14 protein-coding genes are annotated in these 13,551 nt (G+C 40.1%); 8 read left to right on the top strand and 6 right to left on the bottom strand.

All coding sequences use genetic code 11. The features are described 5' to 3' along the window. Positions 1–126: 126 nt before the first annotated feature. Positions 127–591, bottom strand: coding sequence for a hypothetical protein (locus AB6T38_RS17635; protein ID WP_372548547.1), 465 nt, complete (start codon positions 589–591; stop codon positions 127–129). A gap of 908 nt (positions 592–1,499) precedes the next feature. Here AB6T38_RS17635 and zigA point away from each other — a divergent pair. The 3 genes from zigA to AB6T38_RS17620 all read left to right on the top strand — a co-directional run bounded on the left by zigA (position 1,500) and on the right by AB6T38_RS17620 (position 4,595). After that, complete coding sequence (gene zigA, locus AB6T38_RS17630; RefSeq protein WP_372548546.1) at positions 1,500–2,696, top strand: zinc metallochaperone GTPase ZigA; 1,197 nt, start codon at positions 1,500–1,502, stop codon at positions 2,694–2,696. Positions 2,697–2,832: 136 nt separating this feature from the next. Then, on the top strand, positions 2,833–3,255 hold the full coding sequence (gene hisI / locus AB6T38_RS17625; RefSeq protein WP_372548545.1) for a phosphoribosyl-AMP cyclohydrolase: 423 nt from the start codon (positions 2,833–2,835) through the stop codon (positions 3,253–3,255). Continuing rightward, positions 3,252–4,595, top strand: a complete 1,344-nt coding sequence (locus AB6T38_RS17620) for a dihydroorotase (protein ID WP_372548544.1) — start codon at positions 3,252–3,254, stop codon at positions 4,593–4,595. The genes hisI and AB6T38_RS17620 overlap by 4 nt, the downstream gene beginning before the upstream one ends. Before the next feature lie 101 nt (positions 4,596–4,696). On the opposite strand, the gene AB6T38_RS17615 is transcribed toward AB6T38_RS17620, so the two are convergent. Both AB6T38_RS17615 and AB6T38_RS17610 read right to left on the bottom strand, forming a co-directional pair. After that, complete coding sequence (locus AB6T38_RS17615) at positions 4,697–5,089, bottom strand: RidA family protein (protein ID WP_372548543.1); 393 nt, start codon at positions 5,087–5,089, stop codon at positions 4,697–4,699. Between the two features lie 400 nt (positions 5,090–5,489). Continuing rightward, positions 5,490–5,810, bottom strand: a complete 321-nt coding sequence (locus tag AB6T38_RS17610; protein WP_372548542.1) for a hypothetical protein — start codon at positions 5,808–5,810, stop codon at positions 5,490–5,492. Between the two features lie 539 nt (positions 5,811–6,349). Here AB6T38_RS17610 and folX point away from each other — a divergent pair. The 3 genes from folX to folM are packed head-to-tail and all read left to right on the top strand — an operon-like array spanning position 6,350 to position 8,136. Continuing rightward, the gene (gene folX / locus AB6T38_RS17605; protein ID WP_372548549.1) at positions 6,350–6,721 is read left to right on the top strand and encodes a dihydroneopterin triphosphate 2'-epimerase; all 372 of its coding nucleotides are present in this window, start codon (positions 6,350–6,352) and stop codon (positions 6,719–6,721) included. A gap of 2 nt (positions 6,722–6,723) precedes the next feature. Next, complete coding sequence (gene folE, locus AB6T38_RS17600; protein ID WP_372548541.1) at positions 6,724–7,416, top strand: GTP cyclohydrolase I FolE; 693 nt, start codon at positions 6,724–6,726, stop codon at positions 7,414–7,416. Then, complete coding sequence (gene folM / locus AB6T38_RS17595; protein ID WP_372548540.1) at positions 7,417–8,136, top strand: dihydromonapterin reductase; 720 nt, start codon at positions 7,417–7,419, stop codon at positions 8,134–8,136. A gap of 102 nt (positions 8,137–8,238) precedes the next feature. Here folM and AB6T38_RS17590 read toward each other — a convergent pair whose 3' ends face one another. Beyond that, positions 8,239–8,559, bottom strand: a complete 321-nt coding sequence (locus AB6T38_RS17590; protein ID WP_372548539.1) for an NACHT domain-containing protein — start codon at positions 8,557–8,559, stop codon at positions 8,239–8,241. A 354-nt stretch (positions 8,560–8,913) separates the two neighbouring features. Between AB6T38_RS17590 and AB6T38_RS17585 the strand changes: the two genes are divergently transcribed. Further along, a complete protein-coding gene (locus AB6T38_RS17585; RefSeq protein ID WP_372548536.1) occupies positions 8,914–10,182 on the top strand; it encodes an IS110 family transposase in 1,269 nt (422 codons plus the stop codon). Between the two features lie 40 nt (positions 10,183–10,222). Here AB6T38_RS17585 and AB6T38_RS17580 read toward each other — a convergent pair whose 3' ends face one another. Together AB6T38_RS17580 and AB6T38_RS17575 are read right to left on the bottom strand one after the other, a co-directional pair. After that, positions 10,223–10,981 (bottom strand): penicillin-binding transpeptidase domain-containing protein, encoded by a 759-nt coding sequence (locus AB6T38_RS17580; protein ID WP_372548538.1) that lies wholly within the window; start codon positions 10,979–10,981, stop codon positions 10,223–10,225. 123 nt (positions 10,982–11,104) lie between these two features. Continuing rightward, positions 11,105–11,782, bottom strand: coding sequence for a hypothetical protein (locus AB6T38_RS17575; protein ID WP_372548537.1), 678 nt, complete (start codon positions 11,780–11,782; stop codon positions 11,105–11,107). A gap of 355 nt (positions 11,783–12,137) precedes the next feature. On the opposite strand from AB6T38_RS17575, the gene AB6T38_RS17570 reads away from it, so the two are divergent. Then, on the top strand, positions 12,138–13,406 hold the full coding sequence (locus tag AB6T38_RS17570) for an IS110 family transposase (RefSeq protein ID WP_372548536.1): 1,269 nt from the start codon (positions 12,138–12,140) through the stop codon (positions 13,404–13,406). The last annotated feature ends 145 nt before the right edge of the window (positions 13,407–13,551 follow it).

Genomic DNA, 13,551 nt, shown 5'->3' with positions numbered 1-13,551 from the left:
AAGAAAGCATGGCGGTTTAAGAAGTTAAAGTTGCTTGTGAATTGGTTTGAATAGCGTATTTTGAGCCGCATCTTTTGCCACGGTTAGATTGACTCTGAAGCACGTGGCAAAAGGTGACTGTTATATTTAAGGCTGATAAGGCAATGAAGATTGGTGTAAAATTATGCGGGCCTTGCCATCTTCACATTCTTTAAATACGAAGCTTTTGTTCACAAAAATATGGCTGTCGTCGTCGCCGATAAAGTGCACGTTACACTGCACAATCGCTAGGTCACCATGCAAAATAAAATCTTCTTTACTAAACCAAACCTTTACCCAAGGCTTAAGTTTGAACCCTTTATCGTCGGGGAAATCACTGTTCCCGCCTACAAAATAAGAAAGAGCACCTTCTTTGGTTGGACGAAAGGTCTGCTGACCAAAGGTTAGCGTAGGTTTAAACAATACGTGGCCATTGTCGTAATCATAACTATCAGATAGCACCTGAAGAGAAAATGCTTGAACATCGCCTCCTTCAGAATAAACTTTTCCAACTTTTACGACATTGTCACACCAGGTTTGCAGTGCCATATGTACCATTTCTTTAGTAAACATAATGTAGACATTTCTCCTATAAGTTCGTTGTCCCGTCGGATCTTGATGTTGAGAGCCAAACCTAAGGACGGTTCAAATTTTTAGCCAAAACGCTCAGTCACTCTCTATTAAGATAGCACTGCATGCATAAATCACACATTATTACTCAAAGAATCGTACCTACGCCTTGCCGCATTTGGTTATGTGATAATATCACAATTCAAGTCTAAATATTTCTCTACATATATCAACTGTAATTGGAGATAGCTTTTACCTATCAAGGCTGGAGCCCAGAAACACAATACTTTCCTCGAATTTGACCACTATGTAGCTTGCCGTCAAACAAAAGCAAAACTTCCCCTTTTTCCATGCCAATTGAATGCCTGATTTATTCCAAAACTATCGCCATCCCTACCTAAAAAACTGCAATCTCAGCATTGCTAACCTAATGAAACACCCAGTTTGATTACTGAATCTAAATTCGCAACATTCCATCTTTAGGGAGGACTCAACAGAGCACTTTATTGCCCACAAGGGATTTCACGATGAACGCTGAAAAAGAGATTTATTACTTATTAATCTAGGTAGTTGTTTGTGTTTTTATTCGAGTAAGAGTTCAATTAAGTGCTTGAGGAATGTAATTTCCAATGGATATTTAGTATGAATAAGGAATAAATTTACCCCCAAAAAATTAAAAAGATAGCTCATATTCGATGGAAAGCGTTGCTTTCGCGTCAAATTACGGGCTGATAAAACGGCAAGAGTTTACGCCTGTAATCGTTACCTTTTCTCAGCCAGAAAACGTCTTTAAAAAGCTCACAGATAATTACCAAATGTCACTTTTATAGGTATTTTTTCGTAATCTACTATCACAACATTACTGTTATAGTATAACATAACTACAGTTCTCAAATATAAGCTGCTAGACTATGAAAAATAAATTACCCGTAACCGTGCTTTCTGGCTTCCTAGGCGCAGGAAAAACAACCGTACTAAGCCACATTCTCAATAATCGTGATGGCAAAAAAGTGGCTGTGATAGTCAATGATATGAGCGAAATCAACATTGATGCTGCCGTTGTCAAAAACGACGTATCTTTGAATCGAAGCGATGAAAAGTTAGTCGAAATGAGCAATGGTTGCATCTGTTGCACCCTACGAGAAGATTTGCTTATTGAAATCGAGAAATTAGCCAAAGATGGACGCTTCGATTACCTCGTTATTGAATCAACAGGTATCTCAGAGCCACTGCCAGTAGCAGAAACATTTACCTTTGCCGACGAAGACGGCGTGTCGCTGTCTAATATTGCAACCTTAGACACTATGGTCACCGTGGTTGATGCCGTCAACTTCCTAAAAGATTACGACGAAGCACAATATCTTCAAGACACCCAAGAGTCATTGGGTGAAGAAGACGAACGTAGCGTAGCCGATCTGCTAGTTGACCAAGTTGAATTCGCCGATGTAATCCTTATTAGCAAAACAGATTTAGCCAGTGAAGCTGATGTTGAAAGACTAAATGCCATTTTAAAAGCACTGAACACCCACGCCAAAATCATTCCCATTACCGCTGGTGAGGTGGATGTAAACGAAGTGCTTAACACAGGTTTATTTGATTTTGAACGGGCCGAGCAAGCTCCAGGTTGGTTAAAAGAAATGCGCGGTGAGCATGTACCTGAAACAGAAGAATATGGCATTGGCAGTTTCAACTATGTAGCTCGCCGCCCATTTGCTCCTAAAAAGTTCTACGATCTACTTCACAGCACAGAAAAATTTGGCAAATTAATTCGTTCCAAAGGGTATTTTTGGTTAGCAACACGTCCTTTTACATGCGGTCAATGGAGCCAAGCTGGCGGCATTGCTCGATATGGTTATGTTGGCATGTTTTGGAAAGCAGTACCTAAAGCTGACTGGCCAACCGAACAAGAGCTACTTGAGGAAATCGAAAATCAATGGGTAGAACCGTTCGGTGATATGCGCCAAGAGCTGGTATTTATCGGTCAAAACTTAGATAAACAGGCCATGATCAGCGCCCTTGATGACTGTTTATTATCCGATGATGAATTGCTAAAAGGTAGAGCTTACTGGACAACACTCAGCGACCCATTCCCCCTTTGGGACGAATAATAAAGCGTATAGGTGATGCATGAGTTCATCGCCGAACTGCCATTCTAGCGAGTAAAAAAACGGATTACTCTCTCTCGAATTTATCGACATCGAATGTTCAAAAAATCATTAAACAGACTAAAAAGAGTCAACAACCATGCAACGTGAATACTTTCAGCAGCTTGAAAATTTACCCGATAAAACCTCAATTAAGCTGTCAGAGATCATTGAACACTTGGCTTTTAACGAACAAGGACTAATCCCAGTTATCGCCCAAGATGCCACCAGCAAAGACATCTTAATGTTCGCATGGATGAACAAAGCCTCACTGATAAAAACCATTGACACCAAGCGCATGACCTATTGGTCTCGCAGCCGCAATCAACTATGGATAAAAGGTGAAACTAGCGGCCACACTCAAACGGTCAAATCAATGGCATTTGATTGTGATGGCGATGTTATTTTATGCCAAATAGACCAAGTAGGTGCGGCTTGTCACACGGGCCGCCCTGGCTGTTTTTATCTCAATGTTAATTTTGAACAAGCTCAGGTAACCATCTTAGGAGACGCATTAGTATGAGCCAGTCAATTCTCGTAAAAAACGCCAAAATAGTCACAGACGGGAAGATATTTGAAGGTGATGTCAGAGTCACTGGTGAGAAGTTTGAGTGCATCAATACCCATATTACTGCTACGTCACTAGATACCGTCATTGATGCCAGCGGCAAGTTTTTGTTACCCGGCATGATAGACGACCAAGTTCATTTTCGTGAACCAGGCTTAACCCATAAGGGCAATATCGCCAGTGAATCCCGCGCAGCCGTTGCCGGTGGGATCACCAGCTTTATGGAAATGCCTAACGTTAACCCCGCAACAACGACCATAGCCGCTCTAGAGGAAAAGTTTGATATAGCACAACAAAATTCATTGGCAAACTACTCGTTTTACCTTGGCGCAACGGAAGACAATATTGATGAAATAAAAAAGCTAGACCCAAAAAAACACTGCGGCGTTAAAGTGTTTATGGGCGCATCAACGGGTGACTTATTAGTAGAACATCCAGATGCCTTAGATGGGATTTTTCGTGACAGCCCAACCTTAATTGTCACCCATTGTGAAAGCGGGGCTGTTATTGCGCAAAACCTTAAAAAAGTTACCGCACATGGCCATGTTCCAACGATTAATGACCACCCCATCATCAGAGATGAGGAAGCCTGTTATGCCTCATCCTCTTACGCTGTCTCCCTAGCTAAAAAATATAACAGCAACCTACACGTGCTGCACATTACCACCGCCAAAGAACTCAGCCTGTTTGAATCTGGACCTGTGGAAAGCAAAACCATAACTGCCGAGGCCTGTGTGCATCACCTATGGTTTAGCCAAGACGATTACGCCAAACTTGGAAACCAAATTAAATGTAACCCTGCGATAAAAAAAGCCAGTGACCGCGATGCCATCATGCAAGCCCTGCGCTCCAACCAAATCGATATTATCGCCACTGATCATGCCCCACACACGTGGCAAGAAAAGCAAGTTGATTACAACCAGGCACCCGCAGGCTTACCCCTAGTTGAGCATGCCTTATTAAGCCTATTCGACCACGTCCATCACCAGCGTTTAACCTTGGAACAAGTGGTTGAAAAGACCGCCCACAACCCAGCTAAGCGCTATGCCATCGAACAACGTGGTTACATTAAAGAGGGCTACTTTGCCGACTTCATCTTGGTCGATTTACAAAAACCAACCAAAGTGACCCATGAGAATTGCCGTTATTTATGTAAATGGACTCCCTTTAATGGCCACCAATTTACCTCTAGCATTGAAGGTACATGGGTGAATGGACAACAAGTGTTCGACGGAAAGAATATAATCGACACTCCAAAAGCATCACAACGACTGGTGTTTAACCCTCGAAGCTAAACCTCCACGAGTCTTTGTTTTTGATTTCCTTAAGAATTCAAAGTAGTGCTAATGGAATCAAACTTTAATACTTATTTGACGACAAAAGCACTTTAGTAAGTCTAGTTGAGGTGAGCGCTGCACTTAATTTCTAATTTGAGCCTTGGATCAACCAGGGCTGCAACTTGTATTACTGTCTGAGATACCTCTGGAGTGCCACCGTACGCTTTTTCCCTTGCAGTATAGACAACTTCGGCGTTAATCATTAACTCTTCAACATCAGTAACAAAGTAGGTTTCATCCACTACATTCTCAATGGTTGCCCCAAACTCAGCCAAAACTAATTTCAAATTCTCATACGCCAATTCAACTTGCGCTAATACCCCGTCAGCCACATTGCCTTCTTCGTCCATTCCAATTTGTCCTGACATATAAAGTATGTTGCCTACTTGCACTCCTTGGGCGATAAAATCAGCAAAGGGTCCAGATCTAAATGTTTTCTTTTCTAGAGCCATTTTCCTATTCCTTTTAATTTTTTAGTTGTATTTATTTAGCCATCTTAGCCTCTTTAAATTATTTATGAGGTGCTTTCTAAACAGGGGGAGGTGCATGTCCTTTTTAACAACCATTTTTTAACAGCCTAAGATCCACACTTTGTGTAGTTGCACCGTAACCTGCACAAACTAAAACTAACCCAAAGTACAACTAATTCAAAGTACAACCAGCACAAGCCGTAAGCACAACAGCATCGACTAAAATGCCTATTCAAGACTAGTCTACAGCACTGAAAAATGACAACTTACGACAAACATGCCTATACCTGATTTTTGATATAACAGTGGTAAAACAAAGGGTTAAGCGTTTTAACGCCCATAGAAGACGAAATGCCTCCGTCTTCCCACGCTCCAGAGCCGGTTATTTTTTGGGGCGGTAGACAGAAAAGACATCATCTTTTCTTCCCTTAATTAATAACTGCACTTTCTTGGGCCTATCCCATTGAATACTGTTGAACTTCTCAATAAGCTTGTCTTTATCAAGATAATCAATGCCGGCCATGAATATATCGCAGGTCATTCCTTTGTTTCCGCCTCCATGGTGATCAACTTTGGTTAAGGACTCTCCACGATAGTTGGTGCGCAAATATTCATACAAAATATCGGCATTTCCATGGTCACTATTGGCCCAAGCGCCATCGTCCATGGATGTTATGAGGATAATGTTAGTTATGTCGGTCATAAATATATCTCAATACTGGAAAATATAGCCCTTTAATTTAGGCAATTTAAAGCGTTTTGAAACCAAACATAAACAAGTATTCCCGAAACACACAAAGTCAATAATGCTTATTATTTAGCTAGGTATCATTATCAATAAATACCTAAAGATAACAACATTTTGAACTCTACCCACTTCGCTTCTTAGGCCTAAGTGAACAAGCTTGCTTGGAAAAGCGCTCATCAAAACTATAAATAACCAGGCATTGGATTATTCGTTTATAACCCCTTTCTAAATCCATTACAAAATTTACCTGTTTAGTGACAATTACTGGCTTTTATTTGCGGTTATTGCACAAAAATCAAAATTTTGTATTTAAAACCAATATTAAGTAAGTATGATCCTACAAAATCCAGTTGCTCTTAAAATGAACCAAAATCAAATTAAGGGCGTACATTTAGAACAATACTAAAACAGTGAAGAGATGTGCAATGAATGCTCCTGCTTTCGCTTTAACAGATAACTCAATGCATCAGTTGTCTGAGGGCTCGTCCACTAAGATGAACGCCATTATCGAAATAACCAATCTAAGGCTCAGAACCTATATTGGGTTTAATGACGAAGAGAAGAATAAACAACAAGACATAGTGATTAATGCTGAAATTCACTATCCTCTTAATAGTGGATGTTTGGAAGATCAGGTAAGCGATGCCCTCAATTACAAAACCATCACCAAAGCCATTATCAAACATGTAGAGTCTGGACGCTTTTTATTGCTCGAAAAGCTAGTTGCAGATGTACTCAATATTTGTAATGAACACCAAGACGTGGTCTATGCTAAAGTCAAAATAGATAAACCTCATGCACTGCGCTTTGCAGATTCGGTATCTTTGTCACTCGATATTCACAGCGACAGTCCACAGGAGAAATAATCATGACATCACCAACAGCTACTTTGAGCATTGCTAGTGAAAACGAATCCTCTAACCAAATCAGCGAAGAAGCATTGATTGTCAGAAATGCATTGGTTAAGCGTGGTTTAGAAACCCCAATGGTCGACAACAAACTGACCGACAAACAAAAATACGCCAAAATTAAAGATAGTTTTACCGATATAGTGACCACACTGGGCTTAGATTTAACTGACGACAGCCTGTGCGAAACTCCCCATCGGCTAGCCAAAATGTACGTTAACGAAATTTTTTCTGGCTTAGATTACAAAACCTTTCCTAAGGTCACAGCCATTGAGAACAAGATGAATCTTGATGAAATGGTTAAAGTAGACAAAATTAGTTTAACCAGTACCTGTGAGCATCACTTTGTGACTATTGATGGCACAGCCCGTGTTGCTTATATTCCCAACGACAGCATTATTGGCTTATCAAAAATCAATCGTATTGTTCGATTTTTTGCCCAGCGCCCACAAGTACAAGAACGCCTAACTCAACAGATTTTAGTGGCGCTACAAACGCTATTGCATACCGACAATGTAGCAGTATCAATCAACGCTACCCATTATTGCGTTAAATCCCGTGGCGTAATGGACACAAACTCTTATACTACAACCACAGCACTTGGCGGCAGTTTTAAAGAAAACGCCATTACCCGACAAGAATTTTTAAAGTAAATGCCAACGGTAGTTATAACTGGCGTAGGGCAACGCTTGGGCTTGTGTTTAGCCCAGCACTTTTTGGACAAGCAATACAAGGTGATAGGTACTTATCGGACCGAACGAGAATCTATCAACAACTTGCAGGCAAAAGGAGCCCAGTTGTACCAGCTAGACTTTTACGATCAACAACAAACCCAGGCGTTTATCGCTGCAGTTACCAGCAACAATGACGCCATAGACTGCTTAATTCACAACGCATCAGATTGGCATGATGATAACCAAGTTTTAGACTTTGCCAGTTATCATCAGATATTTTCTAAGATGATGACCATCCATGCTGAAGTCCCTTACCAGTTAAACTTAGCCTTTAAGTCACTCCTTACACCTAAAAATGACCATCAATTTACTGACATCATTCATATAAGTGACTATGTCGCATCTAAAGGTAGTAAAAAGCATGTGGCCTACGCTGCCAGCAAAGCGGCATTAGAAAATTTAACCTTGTCATTTGCCCAGCGCTTTAGCCCAAAGGTTAAAGTTAACTCTATCGCTCCAGCCCTGTTAGCGTTTAACGAAGATGATGATGATCGTTATAAAATAAAAGCTAGGAATAAATCCTTGATGCAAACCGAAGGCTCATTTCAAGAAGCCATCAATACCATTGAATGGCTGCTTGCAAGCCGTTACGTCACTGGACGCACCATACACCTCGATGGTGGAAGGCATTTAAGATAGAAGCCTGTCTAGGCGCATATAGCCCCCCCTTTGTAACAACAACAAAACCCCTAAAGCAGTTAACGGCAAAGTCTAATTTTGTTTTTTACAATGGGTGTCTAGTTAATGTTCACACGGTCGATTTTTAGCATTTTCGATACAAAGATTGACTGGTAAATTTAGAAAAATGACTTCATCTGCTTGCTGAGTTACAAGCGCTAATAAATCAGAATAACAACCCTCAATAACCCAGCCACCATTAGTTGATAAAAAGTCATTTATCGATTTACTGGATTCTGAAATAGATAACCGCTCTGGTGGGGAAATAAGTTTCCATGCCACAGTATCAAGATCTAAGTGAGCTAAGTTATTTTTCAACGCTAACTCTTTTGCTAATGTTGATTTACCAGAGCCCGAATTTCCGAAGATTACGACTTTACTCAAAGATATTCCCTCAGTACATAGCGCCTTGCTAAGCGGCTAAGTAACGTTGGCTAAAATGCGCGAGGTACGAGCCGCAGCCAACTGTTACGTGTCCGTTTAAGCAACTTATAGTTTGACCGTTCCATTAATTAATCAGTTTACCTATCTCATTAATCGGTGGAATATGCTTCTGTTGATCACGAATATTTGAGCGATAGCATTTGATGCTCATAACAAGACTTTCGAATCAACAGAAGTCACTTGTTTCACTACGCATACTCAGGGAATGTCGTCGCACCGACTATCTATAAGACCTGCGAAGAAACAAATTTACCACCATATTCCAATTCTAACTTTACGCTTAGGAGGCCAATAATGAAAGCCTTTGAAGTTTCTAATTTTGCAGCGCTCATCGGTATCGACTGGGCGGATCGTAAACACGACATTTGTGAACTAAATTGCCGTACAAATAGCCAATGTTTTAGTGTCATTTCGTCTCAGCCCAAGCACATTAACGCTTGGGCAAACGACTTAAGAGCGCGATATAAAGGTCAGCTCGTTGCCGTTGCATGTGAGCTTAAAAAAGGACCACTTATTTATGCATTGAGCAAGTTTAACCATATCGTTTTATTTCCCATTAACCCCAGAAGTGTGGCTAGATATCGAGAAACGTTCACGCAAAGTGGTGCAAAAGATGATCCTACCGATGCCGCTATCCAGACCGAAATTCTAAAACTTCACATGGACAAACTAAAGGTCATTACCCCCGAATCAGAAGTGATTAGAAAGCTATCTCAATTAGTTGAATATCGTCGCAAGCTGGTACAAGAACGCGTTGATTTAACCAATCGAATTACCACAACACTGAAGAATTATTATCCCCATGTGCTTGATTGGTTTAAAGAAAGGGATACCATTATATTCTGCGATTTTATTTCACGTTGGCCATCACTCGCACAAGCAAAGAGAGCCAGAAAGCAGTCGTTTATTGATTTCTTTAACCTGCATAACTCACGTTATTCTGAGGTAAATGAAAAACGTATCCATGAAATCAAACAAGCCGAAGCACTCACCAATGACGAAGCAGTCATTGCGCCAAACTTACTTCTTATTGAGTGCCTCATTCCCCAACTTAAACAGCTCATGTTTTCCATTGAACGCTTTGATGATGAGATTAAAACGCTCTACAAACAGCATAATGACCGATTTATTTTTGATAGTTTGCCAGGTGCAGGCCCACAAATAGCCCCTCGTTTACTCGCGGCAATGGGCTCAAATCGTGACCGTTATAATTCGCCTGAAGAAATACAAAAATACGCAGGTATTGCGCCTGTAACGGAACGTAGCGGAAAAAAGGAATGGATACATTGGCGATATTCATGTACCAAGTTTTTACGGCAAACGTTTGTTGAATGGGCGGGTTTATCTGTACGTTATTCGTTTTGGGCAAAGGCGTATTACCGGCAACAAGAAGCCAAAGGAAAGCCACATAACACCATCATCAGGTCACTGGCTTTTAAGTGGATACGGATACTATTTAGGTGTTGGAAAACAAGGACCGCATATGACGAATCGTCCTATTTGACAGCGTTGAAAAGTAAAGGCTCACCGTTGCTGAAATTTGCGGTGGATAGCAGGCTTTAGCGCTTGCGGTCCACCTCAGGGCGTGTTGTTATACCTATTGCTATTTAATAATACTTAACTCCTTAAGTGTTTCCATTGTAAGTTTTTTGCGAAAAGTTAAATCTGAATTTTTATTTATTTCAATATGATTGGCAAAGAACCATGTTTCATTACCTGAGACTAGGTAACCGACATACCATCCATCTTTTCCAGACCACCCTGTTTTTGACCAAATGTTGTAGTTTTTATTCTCTTCTGACAGCATTATTCTTTTGAGAGTTCTAATATGCCCCTTTTGTATAGGTAGCTCTTCAGAATATACTTTACGTAAAAAATTTATTTGATCTTTAACAGAGAGCCTTAATTCACCATCTAACCAAAAGCGAGTTATATCATCACCAGTTAGAAAATTTCCATAATCAAACCTGCGCAAATAGTCGTGATATTTTTCATCGCCTACTTGTTTTGCATAACGTTGATAACACCATACACATGAATATTGGAAAGCACTTTCAAGTGTCTGATCTTTATTCCATGATGCATATTCACGCTCTTTACCATCCCATTTAATAACCTCAAATTGATCTTTAATTAGACCTTCTTCTAAAAAGATAAGTGTATTAGGAATTTTAAAAGTAGATGCTGGTACGAAGCTTTCTGTATCATCTACGTTATATTGATACTTCACTTTACCATCAAGTGATTCAATTAATATTGACCCAGTAATATGGTTTGACGTGAAAATATTTTCAATTTTTTTATCTTCAGCATACGAGTTAACAGATATGATTAATAATAATATTACTTTTAAGAAATTCATTTAATACTCGATTCGACTATTTATAGGTATAACGCTTGCCGTAAACGGCACAAAATAGCAGGCTAAAATTGGCGACGAAGGAGCACAAGCCTGCTGTTTTGTGTCCTTTGTTTGATGGCTTTGTTAGGCATTTACGAAACCAACATATTTAAACTCAGTTGCTCGCTTCTCTGACTTATCATGTGCTTGGAGTATAATCGGAGTCTCAAGTGTTTGATTTTCGTTATACTCAACAACTAATGTCCAATTCTTCAACGAAACGCCCTCCCAACCATCGGGCAAACGTTCACCAGCAACATAGCCACATAAAGTAACTTGTAAAATAGATTTTTCTTCAAAAGTGCGAGGGAAACTAGGTAATGAAGCTTTTTCTTTAAGTGATTTTTCTAGTTGCGCCAAATCCTGCGCCAATAAGTCTTCATGATCTAGTTCAACATAATATAAATCAGCTCTTTGTTCCCACTTTTCACCAAGCCCAAACGGCTCTTTATATTTAAGTTTTATGCTTTTAATTAAAACCTTTTTGCTAAAGAAAAGCTCAAAGTCTATTTTAATGCCGTAGTCGATCCATTCACGATAACAGCGTATTTTTGGGGAAATAATATCTATTGAAAGTTCACTTTCTTTAACAGGCTTTTCATCCGATTTTTTACGAGCAGACCAGTGATTAAAGCTTGCAATAAGAACCAAAACTGAAGAAATAATTATTATGATTGGTTCCATATGACTATCAGGGTTAAAGTACCAATAAATAGCAGCCCCAATAATAATCAGGCTAAATAAGATTCTAAAGATAACCACTGAACTCTCCTAAATGCCTAACGCCCTGTTAAGGGGCTTATAATAGTTGGCTAAAATTGTGAGCGAAGCGAAACCAGCCAACTGTTAGAAGTCCCGCTTGAACAGCTTATAGTTTGACCGTTCCATTAATTAATCAGTTTACCTATCTCATTAATCGGTGGAATATGCTTCTGTTGATCACGAATATTTGAGCGATAGCATTTGATGCTCATAACAAGACTTTCGAATCAACAGAAGTCACTTGTTTCACTACGCATACTCAGGGAATGTCGTCGCACCGACTATCTATAAGACCTGCGAAGAAACAAATTTACCACCATATTCCAATTCTAACTTTACGCTTAGGAGGCCAATAATGAAAGCCTTTGAAGTTTCTAATTTTGCAGCGCTCATCGGTATCGACTGGGCGGATCGTAAACACGACATTTGTGAACTAAATTGCCGTACAAATAGCCAATGTTTTAGTGTCATTTCGTCTCAGCCCAAGCACATTAACGCTTGGGCAAACGACTTAAGAGCGCGATATAAAGGTCAGCTCGTTGCCGTTGCATGTGAGCTTAAAAAAGGACCACTTATTTATGCATTGAGCAAGTTTAACCATATCGTTTTATTTCCCATTAACCCCAGAAGTGTGGCTAGATATCGAGAAACGTTCACGCAAAGTGGTGCAAAAGATGATCCTACCGATGCCGCTATCCAGACCGAAATTCTAAAACTTCACATGGACAAACTAAAGGTCATTACCCCCGAATCAGAAGTGATTAGAAAGCTATCTCAATTAGTTGAATATCGTCGCAAGCTGGTACAAGAACGCGTTGATTTAACCAATCGAATTACCACAACACTGAAGAATTATTATCCCCATGTGCTTGATTGGTTTAAAGAAAGGGATACCATTATATTCTGCGATTTTATTTCACGTTGGCCATCACTCGCACAAGCAAAGAGAGCCAGAAAGCAGTCGTTTATTGATTTCTTTAACCTGCATAACTCACGTTATTCTGAGGTAAATGAAAAACGTATCCATGAAATCAAACAAGCCGAAGCACTCACCAATGACGAAGCAGTCATTGCGCCAAACTTACTTCTTATTGAGTGCCTCATTCCCCAACTTAAACAGCTCATGTTTTCCATTGAACGCTTTGATGATGAGATTAAAACGCTCTACAAACAGCATAATGACCGATTTATTTTTGATAGTTTGCCAGGTGCAGGCCCACAAATAGCCCCTCGTTTACTCGCGGCAATGGGCTCAAATCGTGACCGTTATAATTCGCCTGAAGAAATACAAAAATACGCAGGTATTGCGCCTGTAACGGAACGTAGCGGAAAAAAGGAATGGATACATTGGCGATATTCATGTACCAAGTTTTTACGGCAAACGTTTGTTGAATGGGCGGGTTTATCTGTACGTTATTCGTTTTGGGCAAAGGCGTATTACCGGCAACAAGAAGCCAAAGGAAAGCCACATAACACCATCATCAGGTCACTGGCTTTTAAGTGGATACGGATACTATTTAGGTGTTGGAAAACAAGGACCGCATATGACGAATCGTCCTATTTGACAGCGTTGAAAAGTAAAGGCTCACCGTTGCTGAAATTTGCGGTGGATAGCAGGCTTTAGCGCTTGCGGTCCACCTCAGGGCGTGTTGTTATATGCCGCTATCTCTGCACTAAAAAACCTATTGGGCTTATTAGTAACACAATTAATGAAGAGTAACCTAGTGTTAATGAATAAGAAGACAGCTTAACGGTTAATTTAGTAAATT

The organism is Aliiglaciecola sp. SL4 (assembly GCF_041538045.1).
In the GTDB taxonomy this organism is placed as follows: domain Bacteria; phylum Pseudomonadota; class Gammaproteobacteria; order Enterobacterales; family Alteromonadaceae; genus Aliiglaciecola.
The sequence above is the reverse complement of the archived record's forward strand: the minus strand, read 5'-3'. Positions and strand labels throughout refer to the sequence as shown.

Bases quoted from the DNA above. Each gene is read 5' to 3' on its own strand.
- AB6T38_RS17615 (WP_372548543.1), bottom strand. From the start codon at position 5,089: ATGGCTCTAGAAAAGAAAACATTTAGATCTGGACCCTTTGCTGATTTT.
- AB6T38_RS17620 (WP_372548544.1), top strand. From the start codon at position 3,252: ATGAGCCAGTCAATTCTCGTAAAAAACGCCAAAATAGTCACAGACGGG.
- AB6T38_RS17585 (WP_372548536.1), top strand. From the start codon at position 8,914: ATGAAAGCCTTTGAAGTTTCTAATTTTGCAGCGCTCATCGGTATCGAC.
- folX (WP_372548549.1), top strand. From the start codon at position 6,350: ATGAACGCCATTATCGAAATAACCAATCTAAGGCTCAGAACCTATATT.
- AB6T38_RS17635 (WP_372548547.1), bottom strand. From the start codon at position 591: ATGTTTACTAAAGAAATGGTACATATGGCACTGCAAACCTGGTGTGAC.
- AB6T38_RS17610 (WP_372548542.1), bottom strand. From the start codon at position 5,810: ATGACCGACATAACTAACATTATCCTCATAACATCCATGGACGATGGC.
- folM (WP_372548540.1), top strand. From the start codon at position 7,417: ATGCCAACGGTAGTTATAACTGGCGTAGGGCAACGCTTGGGCTTGTGT.
- AB6T38_RS17580 (WP_372548538.1), bottom strand. From the start codon at position 10,981: ATGAATTTCTTAAAAGTAATATTATTATTAATCATATCTGTTAACTCG.
- AB6T38_RS17570 (WP_372548536.1), top strand. From the start codon at position 12,138: ATGAAAGCCTTTGAAGTTTCTAATTTTGCAGCGCTCATCGGTATCGAC.
- hisI (WP_372548545.1), top strand. From the start codon at position 2,833: ATGCAACGTGAATACTTTCAGCAGCTTGAAAATTTACCCGATAAAACC.
- folE (WP_372548541.1), top strand. From the start codon at position 6,724: ATGACATCACCAACAGCTACTTTGAGCATTGCTAGTGAAAACGAATCC.
- zigA (WP_372548546.1), top strand. From the start codon at position 1,500: ATGAAAAATAAATTACCCGTAACCGTGCTTTCTGGCTTCCTAGGCGCA.